The 8,774-nt window shown below is 74.5% G+C and carries 8 protein-coding genes; 5 read left to right on the plus strand and 3 right to left on the minus strand.

Annotation, left to right across the window (positions count from 1 at the left end):
• Positions 1-103 precede the first annotated feature (103 nt).
• Positions 104-1,093, plus strand: coding sequence for an aldo/keto reductase (locus ABTY40_RS29585; RefSeq protein ID WP_352062324.1), 990 nt, complete (start codon positions 104-106; stop codon positions 1,091-1,093).
• 69 nt (positions 1,094-1,162) lie between these two features.
• Here the strand turns inward: ABTY40_RS29585 and ABTY40_RS29590 are convergent, their stop codons facing one another.
• The gene (locus ABTY40_RS29590) at positions 1,163-1,681 is read right to left on the minus strand and encodes a MarR family winged helix-turn-helix transcriptional regulator (protein ID WP_352062325.1); all 519 of its coding nucleotides are present in this window, start codon (positions 1,679-1,681) and stop codon (positions 1,163-1,165) included.
• A 26-nt stretch (positions 1,682-1,707) separates the two neighbouring features.
• Here ABTY40_RS29590 and ABTY40_RS29595 point away from each other — a divergent pair, with 26 nt between their 5' ends.
• Positions 1,708-2,130 (plus strand): carboxymuconolactone decarboxylase family protein, encoded by a 423-nt coding sequence (locus ABTY40_RS29595; protein ID WP_352062326.1) that lies wholly within the window; start codon positions 1,708-1,710, stop codon positions 2,128-2,130.
• Here the strand turns inward: ABTY40_RS29595 and ABTY40_RS29600 are convergent.
• Positions 2,127-2,834, minus strand: a complete 708-nt coding sequence (locus ABTY40_RS29600) for a GDSL-type esterase/lipase family protein (protein WP_352062327.1) — start codon at positions 2,832-2,834, stop codon at positions 2,127-2,129. The two genes, ABTY40_RS29595 and ABTY40_RS29600, sit on opposite strands and share 4 nt — an antisense overlap.
• A 109-nt stretch (positions 2,835-2,943) precedes the next feature.
• Here ABTY40_RS29600 and ABTY40_RS29605 point away from each other — a divergent pair, with 109 nt between their 5' ends.
• The gene (locus ABTY40_RS29605; RefSeq protein WP_352062328.1) at positions 2,944-3,963 is read left to right on the plus strand and encodes a WD40 repeat domain-containing protein; all 1,020 of its coding nucleotides are present in this window, start codon (positions 2,944-2,946) and stop codon (positions 3,961-3,963) included.
• 83 nt (positions 3,964-4,046) lie between these two features.
• Positions 4,047-4,418, plus strand: coding sequence for a cupin domain-containing protein (locus ABTY40_RS29610; protein WP_352062329.1), 372 nt, complete (start codon positions 4,047-4,049; stop codon positions 4,416-4,418).
• A 114-nt stretch (positions 4,419-4,532) separates the two neighbouring features.
• On the opposite strand, the gene serC is transcribed toward ABTY40_RS29610, so the two are convergent.
• Positions 4,533-5,651: a phosphoserine transaminase gene (gene serC, locus ABTY40_RS29615; protein WP_352062330.1), complete on the minus strand. Its 1,119-nt coding sequence runs from the start codon at positions 5,649-5,651 to the stop codon at positions 4,533-4,535.
• Between the two features lie 51 nt (positions 5,652-5,702).
• On the opposite strand from serC, the gene ABTY40_RS29620 reads away from it, so the two are divergent.
• Positions 5,703-8,570, plus strand: a complete 2,868-nt coding sequence (locus ABTY40_RS29620; protein ID WP_352062331.1) for an FAD-binding and (Fe-S)-binding domain-containing protein — start codon at positions 5,703-5,705, stop codon at positions 8,568-8,570.
• Positions 8,571-8,774: the final 204 nt, after the last annotated feature.

Genomic DNA, 8,774 nt, shown 5'->3' on the forward strand with positions numbered 1-8,774 from the left:
GGCCGGTGTGCTGGTGCTGATGTTCGCGATCATCGCGGTGACCTCGGTGGTCGGCCAGTAACCCCTTGCTTCGAGCGCACTCCAGGCAGTTGGCTTGCCCCTCATGGAGTACACGCAGCTCGGACGCACCGGACTCAAGGTCAGCCGCCTCGTCCTCGGCACGATGAACTTCGGACCGCAGACGGACGAACCCACCAGCCACGCGATCATGGACGCGGCGCTCGACGCCGGCCTCAACTTCATGGACACCGCGAACGTCTACGGCCAGACGGCGGGCAAGGGGCGCACGGAGGAGATCATCGGCTCCTGGTTCGCCCGGGGCGACGGGCGCCGGGACAAGACCGTCCTGGCCACGAAGATGTACGGGAACATGGGCGCCGACGGTGCCGCCTGGCCCAACCACGACAAGCTCTCGGCGGTCAACATCCGCCGGGCCGTCGACGCGAGCCTGAAGCGCCTCGGCACCGAGTACATCGACGTCTACCAGTTCCACCACGTCGACCGCGCGACCCCCTTCGACGAGATCTGGCAGGCGATCGACGTCCTGATCCAGCAGGGCAAGATCCTCTACGCCGGCTCCTCCAACTTCCCCGGCTACAAGATCGCCCAGGCCAACGAGGCCGCCGCCCGGCGCGGCATGGTCGGCCTGGTCAGCGAGCAGTGCCACTACAACCTGTACGAGCGGCGCGCCGAGATGGAGGTCGTCCCGGCGGCACAGGAGTACGGCCTCGGCGTCATCCCCTGGTCGCCGCTGGCCGGCGGGCTGCTCGGCGGCGTCCTCGGCAAGGAGGCGCAGGGCGGTCGCCGGGCGGGCGGCCGGACCGCCGACGCGCTCACGGACCCGGCGGTGCGGGCCCGCGTCCAGGCGTACGAGGACCTGCTCGACAAGCACGGTCTGGCGCCGGGCGAGACGGCCCTCGCGTGGCTCCTGAGCCGTCCGGGCGTCACGGGCCCGATCATCGGCCCCCGCACGCCCGAGCAGCTGACGGGTGCCCTGCGCGCCCTTGAGCTGGAGCTCTCCGACGAGGTTCTCGCGGGCCTGGACGAGATCTTCCCGGGGCCGGGCCCGGCTCCGGAGGCCTTCGCCTGGTAGGCCCGGGGCCCGTCCGGGCGGGTGGGCGCGGGACCCGGGGGCCGTGCCCACCCGTTTCCGGGACGGTGGTCACGCGCCGCCGAGCCACGTCGGGGCGTCGAGGCGGAAGGCCGTCTCGGGCGGGACGACCTCCCGCAGGGCCGTCTCGACGGCGCGGACGCGCTCCGCGCCGAGGGCCGCGCTCCACTCGGCGCGCAGCTCGTCGAAGATCGCGGCGGAGCGGGCGAGCGCGTCGTGCCCGTGCGGGGTGAGGCGGACGAGTTTGCGGCGCGCGTCGGCGGGGTCGTCGGCGCGTTCGGCGTAGCCGAGGGCGAGGAGCCGGTCGACGGTCTTGCCCGCGGCCTGCTTGGAGACCCCGAGCCGGCGGCCGATCTCGCTCGCGGTGCTGCCCTCGCCCCGCGCGGCGATCGCCTGGAGGGCGAAGCCGTGGGAGGGCCGGAGGCCGGGGTGCCCCTGCTCCGCGAGGCGGGCGTGGAGCCCGTCGATGAGGGTGCGGAAGCCGCCGAGGAGGAGCAGGGGCAGCTCGAATCCCTTGCCCTGATCGACAACCTGGTTTACGGTTCCCCTCGTCCCAACATGGTCAACCATGTTGTCCATTCTACGCAGGGGGAACCGTGCCCACCGCCGACCTGTCCGCCCGCACCGCCGCCGCCGTCGCGCTCCTGAAGGAGTCCCCGGAGACCCTGGACGGCTTCCTGGCCCTCAGCCGGACCTTCGCCTCCGCCACCCTCGACCCGCACTCCCGCGAGACGGTGATCCTCGCCGTCGCCGCCCGCCACCAGTGCCACCTCTGCCTCGACATGCACGAGGCCGCCCTCGCCGCCCTCGACCCGGAGACCGCTCCCGAACCCGAACGCCTCGCCGCGATCCGCCTGTTCACCCTCCAGGTCCTCGCCTCCTCGGGCGCCGTCACCGACGCCGAGCTCGCCGCCTTCCAGGCCGCCGGCTACACGCGGCGCAACGCCCTGGAGGTCGTCCTCGGCATCGGGGCCTACACCCTTTCCACCTTCGCCAACCGCCTCACCCGCGCCGCCTAGGCGGGCACCGCGCCGGCGTGGTCGCGCGGGCGGTAGGGGCCGCCGAGCGACCAGGCGCGGTGCATCGCGCCGGCGAAGGCCGCGGCCAGCTTGTGCTCCCCCGCCGGGCCCGGGTGGGTGCCGTCGTAGGTGTCGCGGTCGAGGTCGTACGACTCCGGGACCGCGGCCAGGAGCAGGGGCGAGCCGGGCGTGTCCAGGTCCGCGAGCGCCCGCGCGAGCAGGTCGTTGAAGCGGGCGCACTCGGCGGCGAACGGGGCGTCGTAGGTGGCGCGGACGTTGGGGATCACCGGCAGGAAGACCGCCCGCACGCGCGGGTCGGCGGCCCGGGCCGCCGCCACGAACGCCCGGACGTTCGCCTCCGTCTGGTCGCTGTTGGTGTAGAAGCCCAGGTCGATCAGGCCCAGCGAGACCAGCAGCACCTGCGCCCCGGTCGCCGCGACCGTCTCCCCGATCACCGGGGCCATGTGCAGCCAGCCCTCGCCCCACCCGGCGAGGTGCCGGCGGGCCGGGCCGGGGAAGGCCGGGTCGGCGTACGCGTCGGAGACGGGCGCGTCGGCCGCCGGGTCGTACAGCGCGGTGCGCGGACCGACGATCTCGTACGCGCCGGGCAGGGTGGCCTCCAGGTGCTGCCACATCCGGTACCGCCAGGTCCAGTCGCCGGCGCGTCCGATGGTCATGCTGTCGCCGACGAACAGAAAACGCATGGTCATATCATCGCGGACGCCCTCGGCCCGCTCGACGTGATCCGGACCACGGGAAGCCCCCCGGGGCACGGCCCCGCCCCCGCGCCGCGCACCGTGGCAGGCTGGGGCCATGCGATCTGCTCTGTGTGCCCTCGGCGTGGCCGCGGCCCTGGCCCTGCTCCCCGCAGGGCCCGCCCTTGCCCAAGGCCAGGAGCCCGACCGGGACTTCACGATCGGGGACGCCCGGATCACCGAGTCCAGCGGCCTCGCCGCCAGCCACGCGCACCCCGGCGTCTACTGGACGCACAACGACCAGGACGCGCCCCTGATCCACGGCATCGACTCCCGTACGGGAAAGACCGTCGCGACCCTGACCCTGACCGGGGTCGGCACCCCCCGCGACATGGAGGCCATCGCCGTGGGCCCCGACGGGGACATCTACGTCGGCGACATCGGCGACAACCTCGACGGCTCCTGGGACCACGTCTGGATCTACCGCTTCCCCGAACCGAAGACCCTCGGCAACCGCACGGTCGCCGCCCGCCAGTACACCGTCCGGTACGCCGACGGACCCCGCAACGCCGAGGCCCTGATGGTCCACCCCGTCACCGGCCGCGTCTACATCGCCAGCAAGAACGAGGACGGCGGCGGCCTCTACGCGGGCCCCGAACGCCTCTCCTCCTCCGGTCCCAACGTCTTCCGGCGCATCGCCGAGGTCCCCTGGGTCACCGACGGCGCCTTCTCGCCCGACGGCGAACACCTCGTCCTGCGCGGCTACTTCAGCGCCCGCGAGTACCCGTGGAAGAACGGCCGCCCCGAAGGCGACGGCACCTCGGTCGGCGCCCCCTTCCAGGGGCAGGCCGAATCGGTGACGTACACGCCCGACGGCTCGGCGTTCATGTTCGGCTCCGAGGGCCGCGACAGCCGGGTGATCCGCGTCGACCGCACCCGCGCCGACCACCCCGCACAGGAGCAGCGCGGCACCCCCGACCGGCCGGGCACCGCCGCGCCGACGTCCCCGGCCGCCGGCGGCCCCGGCGACGAGCAGGGGAACGCCACCTTCGGCTTCCTGGTCCTCGCCGGCGCCACCGCGCTCGTCCTCGGCGCCAAGCGCCTCCTGCGCCGCGGCGGCGGCCGGAGCGGCGACTGACCGCCCCCGGGTCGAGACTGGAAGGAGACCGCCGGAGACCCTGAGCCGGGCGGGGAACGGTCCCCACGAGGTGTGGAGGAATCATGACGGCATTCAGGCGCGAGGACACACCCGTCGCCATCGAGGGCGGTGGCGTCGACTTCCGTACGCGCGAGGCCGGGGGCGACCTGTCCGTCGCCTTCATCCACCTGCCCGAGGGCACCGACATGGGACCGGCGCTCAAGGGCCTGGAGGACGACCTCTGCCAGTGCCCCCACTGGGGCTACGTCCTCAAGGGCAAGATCAGGATGCGGACCGCCTCGGGCGAGGAGTTCTACGAGGCCGGGCAGGCCTACTACTGGGGGCCGGGACACGCCCCCGAGGCGCTGCGGGACACCGACGTCGTGGAGTTCTCCCCGACCGCCGAGTTCACCGCGGTGATCGACCACGTGAAGGCGCAGTCGGCCGCCGGCTGAGCCCGGAGCCGCACGGAGAGTCCGGGGCCGTACGCGACGGGGCCCGGTGCCGGACGCCTCACGCGCCCCGCACCGGGCCCCCGCCGGAACGGTTTCCGGACCGCCGCAGGATGCCTACAGCTTCTCGATCACGTAGTCGACGCAGGCCGTCAGGGCCCGCACGTCCGCCGGGTCGACCGCCGGGAACATCGCGATCCGCAGCTGGTTGCGCCCCAGCTTGCGGTACGGCTCGGTGTCCACGATCCCGTTCGCGCGCAGCACCTTCGCGACCGCCGCCGCGTCGATCTCCTCCGCGAAGTCGATCGTGCCGATGACCTGCGAGCGCTTCGCCGGGTCCGTCACGAACGGAGCCGCGTACTTCGACTCCTCCGCCCACCCGTACAGGGCCTGCGAGGACTCCTTCGTCCGGGCCACGGCCCAGTCCAGACCGCCCTGGCCGTTGATCCACTTCAGCTGCTCGTTCAGCAGGAAGAGGGTCGCCAGCGCCGGCGTGTTGTACGTCTGGTTCTTCAGCGAGTTGTCGATCGCCGTCGGCAGCGAGAAGAACTCCGGGATGTGCCGGCCGGACGCGTGGATCCGCTGCGCCCGCTCCAGGGCCGCCGGCGAGAACGCCGCCAGCCACAGGCCGCCGTCCGCCGCGAACGACTTCTGCGGGGCGAAGTAGTAGACGTCGGTCTCCGTGATGTCGACCGGCAGACCGCCCGCGCCCGAGGTCGCGTCGACCAGGACGAGCGCGCCCTCGTCGGCGCCCGCGACCCGCTTCAGCGGCGCGGCGACACCCGTCGAGGTCTCGTTGTGCGTGTACGCGTACACGTCGACGCCCGCCTCGGCCACCGGCTCCGGGTGGGTGCCCGGGTCGGAGGAGATCACGGTCGGCTCGGCCAGCCACGGGGCCAGCTTCGCGGCCTTCGCGAACTTCGAGGAGAACTCGCCGAAGGTGAGGTGCTGCGACTTGTTCTCGATCAGACCGTGGGTCGCGATGTCCCAGAAGGCGGTCGAACCGCCGTTGCCCAGGATCACCTCGTAGCCCTCGGGCAGCGAGAAGAGGTCACGGATGCCGGCACGCACCTCGCCGACCAGGTTCTTCACGGGAGCCTGGCGGTGGGACGTGCCGAGGAGAGAGGTGCCGGTGGCGGCCAGGGCGTCCAGCGCCTCCGTACGCACCTTGGAGGGGCCCGCGCCGAAACGGCCGTCGGCGGGCTTGATGTCAGCGGGAATCTGGATCTCAGCCACGAGCCGGAGAGTATCGGGTCGGAAGGCGTCGGTCTGCCGGATGTCCGCCGGATGAGACGAGGACTGGGACATCCTGGCCTTGTGGGAAGACACGACGCACTCGCCGCCGCCCTGCGCTCCGCCGTCGCCGGAGACGTCGACTTCTCCGCGGGCGCGCGGGCCCTGGCGACCATGGACGCCTCCAACTACCGCCGGGTGCCCGCCGGTACGGTCGCGCCGCGCGACGCCGCCGACGTCGCCGCGGCCCTCGCCGTCTGCCGGGAACACGGCGTGCCCGTCGTCGCGCGCGGCGGCGGCACCTCCATCGGCGGCCAGGCCACCGGCACCGGCGTCGTGCTCGACCTCACACGGCACATGGGACGGCTCCTCTCCCTCGACCCCGGGGCGCGCACGGCCGTCGTCCAGCCGGGCCTCGTCCTCGACCGGCTGCGGGAGGCCGCCCGCCCCCACGGGCTGACCTTCGGACCCGACCCGTCCACGCACAGCCGCTGCACCCTCGGCGGCATGATCGGCAACAACGCCTGCGGGGCGCACTCGGTCGCCCACGGGACCACCGCCGACAACGTGCGCTCCCTCGAAGTGGTGACGTACCGGGGCGCGGAGCTGACGCTCGGACGGGACGGGCAGGGCGCCCCGCCCGGCCTGCTCGACCTCGCCGCCCGGCACCTGGCCCTGCTGCGCACCGGCTACCCGGACGGGCTGCCCCGCCGCATCTCCGGGTACGCCCTCGACGCGCTGCTGCCCGAACGCGGCCGGGACGTGGCCCGCTCCTTCGTCGGCAGCGAGGGCACGCTCGGGGTGGTGACGGAGGCGGCCGTACGGCTCGTTCCGCTGCCCGCCGCGCCCGTGCTCGTCGTCCTCGGATACGCGGACGAGAGCGCGGCGGCCGACGCGGCGGCCGGACTCCTCCCGTACGGGCCCCTCACGGTCGAGGGCATGGCCGCCGACCTGATCCCGGGCGGTGGCGGGGACCTGCCGAGGGGCGGGGCCTGGCTGTTCTGCGAGACGGACGGGGAGGCGTCGGCCCGCGCACTGGTCCGGGCGGCGGACGCGCTCGACTCGGCCGTGGTCCGCGACCCGGCCGGGCAGCGGGCGCTGTGGCGCATTCGCGAGGACGCGGCCGGGACCGCCACCCGGGGCCCCGGCGGTGGCGTCGGCCCCGGACCCGGCGGCGGGTTCGACGGCGGTCCCGGTGGCGAGGCCGGAGCCGGGGGAGCGGGCCGGGGGGAGGCGTGGCCGGGCTGGGAGGACTGCGCGGTGCCGCCCGCCCGCCTCGGCGCGTACCTGCGCGCGTTCCGCGCCCTGCTGGCCGAACATGGCCTCCGGGGCGTCCCCTACGGGCACTTCGGCGAGGGCTGCGTCCACGTCCGCATCGACTTCGACCTGTGGACGGAGAAGGGCGTACGGGAGTTCCGCCGCTTCTCCGAGGCCGTCGCCGACCTCGTCGTCGCCCACGGCGGCTCGCTCTCCGGCGAACACGGCGACGGCAAGGCGCGCGCGGAACTGCTCCCGAAGATGTACGGACCCGGACTCGTCGGCCTCTTCGGCACCGTGAAGGACCTGTGGGACCCGGACGGCGGCCTCAACCCCGGCATGCTCGTCCGCCCCGAACCCCTGGACTCGGGCCTGCGCTTCACCGGCCTGCCGCTCGCCGGTCCGGGGCGGGAGGCGGCCCGCTGCGTCGGCGTCGCGAAATGCCGCACGGGCGGACCGGCCCCCGCAGCGGCGGCCGGGGCTCCCGTCCCGGCACCGGCACCGGCCACGGGCGTGATGTGCCCCTCGTACCGCGTCACCGGGGAGGAGAAGCACTCCACCCGGGGCCGGGCGCGCCTCCTGCACGAGATGGCGCTCGGCGAGGTGATCACCGACGGCTGGCGCTCCGAGGAGGTCCGCGAGGCGCTCGACCTCTGCCTGTCCTGCAAGGGCTGCCGGAGCGACTGCCCGGTCGGCGTCGACATGGCCGCGTACAAGGCGGAGTTCCTCGACCGGCACTACGCGGGCCTGTCCTTCCTGCGCCGGCCGCGCGCCCACTGGACGATGGGCCGGCTGCCGCACTGGCTCGGCGTCTTCGGGCGCGGCCTGAACGCGGCCCTGCGCCTGCCGTTCGCGGCCCGCCTCGCCGGGATCGCGCCCGAGCGGTCCCTGCCGAGGGTGGCGGAGCGTTCCTTCACCTCCTGGTACGGGGAGCGGGGCTCGACGCGCCCGCCCGCGCTGACGCTCTGGCCCGACACCTTCACCGAGCACCTGGCGCCGCAGGTCGGACGGGCCGCCGTGCGGGTCCTGGAGGCGGCGGGGCTCGGCAGCGCGCTGCCGCCGGGGCGGGTCTGCTGCGGCCTCACGTACGTGTCCACGGGGCAACTGCGCGCCGCGCGGAAGGTCATGCGCCGCACCCTGGACGTCACCGAGGACCTCCGGGGCCCCGTCGTGGTCCTCGAACCCTCCTGCGCGGCCACCCTCCGCACCGACCTGCCGGCCCTGCTGCCGGACGACCCCCGGGCCGCGCGTCTCGCCGCGTCCGTACGGACCTTCGCGGAGACCCTGGAGACCCTCGCGCCCGACTGGGAACCACCGCGCCTCGACCGGCCGGTCACCGGGCAGACCCACTGCCACCAGCACGCCGTCCTCGGCGACACCGCCGACCGCCGGCTGCGCGCCCGCGCCGGGCTCACCGGCGACCTCGCGGGCGGCTGCTGCGGCCTGGCGGGCGACTTCGGCTTCACCCCCGGCCACTACGAGGTCTCCGTCGCCTGCGCCGAGGACCAGCTGCTCCCGTCCCTCGCGGCGGCCCCCGAGGACGCGGCCGTCCTGGCGGACGGCTTCTCCTGCCGCACCCAGATCGGCGACCTGACCCCCCACCGGGGCCGCCACCTCGCGGAACTCCTGGCGGAGGGGCTGCGGGAGGGACTGGAGGGCGGGTAGGGGGGCGGGGGCTCGGGATGCGGGCTCGGGGTGCGGGGGTTTCCGGGGGTGAGCGTTCCGGGTGGGCTTCTGGTGCGGCCGCCCTCTTCCCGAGTGTGGCGCCCTCCGGCGCCGCGTCAAGGGCGCCTTCGGCGTCGCTGCGCGATGGGCTGCGCCCACCCTTGACCCGTCGGCTCCAGGCGCGTGAACACTCTCGGAGGGCGG

The organism is Streptomyces sp. NPDC126503 (genome assembly GCF_040302405.1).
Classification (GTDB): Bacteria; Actinomycetota; Actinomycetes; order Streptomycetales; family Streptomycetaceae; genus Streptomyces; species Streptomyces gulbargensis.

Coding starts and splice junctions, on each gene's coding strand:
- ABTY40_RS29585 (WP_352062324.1), top strand. CDS start 104: ATGGAGTACACGCAGCTCGGACGCACCGGACTCAAGGTCAGCCGCCTC.
- ABTY40_RS29610 (WP_352062329.1), top strand. CDS start 4,047: ATGACGGCATTCAGGCGCGAGGACACACCCGTCGCCATCGAGGGCGGT.
- ABTY40_RS29605 (WP_352062328.1), top strand. CDS start 2,944: ATGCGATCTGCTCTGTGTGCCCTCGGCGTGGCCGCGGCCCTGGCCCTG.
- ABTY40_RS29600 (WP_352062327.1), bottom strand. CDS start 2,834: ATGCGTTTTCTGTTCGTCGGCGACAGCATGACCATCGGACGCGCCGGC.
- ABTY40_RS29590 (WP_352062325.1), bottom strand. CDS start 1,681: ATGGTTGACCATGTTGGGACGAGGGGAACCGTAAACCAGGTTGTCGAT.
- ABTY40_RS29620 (WP_352062331.1), top strand. CDS start 5,703: ATGAGACGAGGACTGGGACATCCTGGCCTTGTGGGAAGACACGACGCA.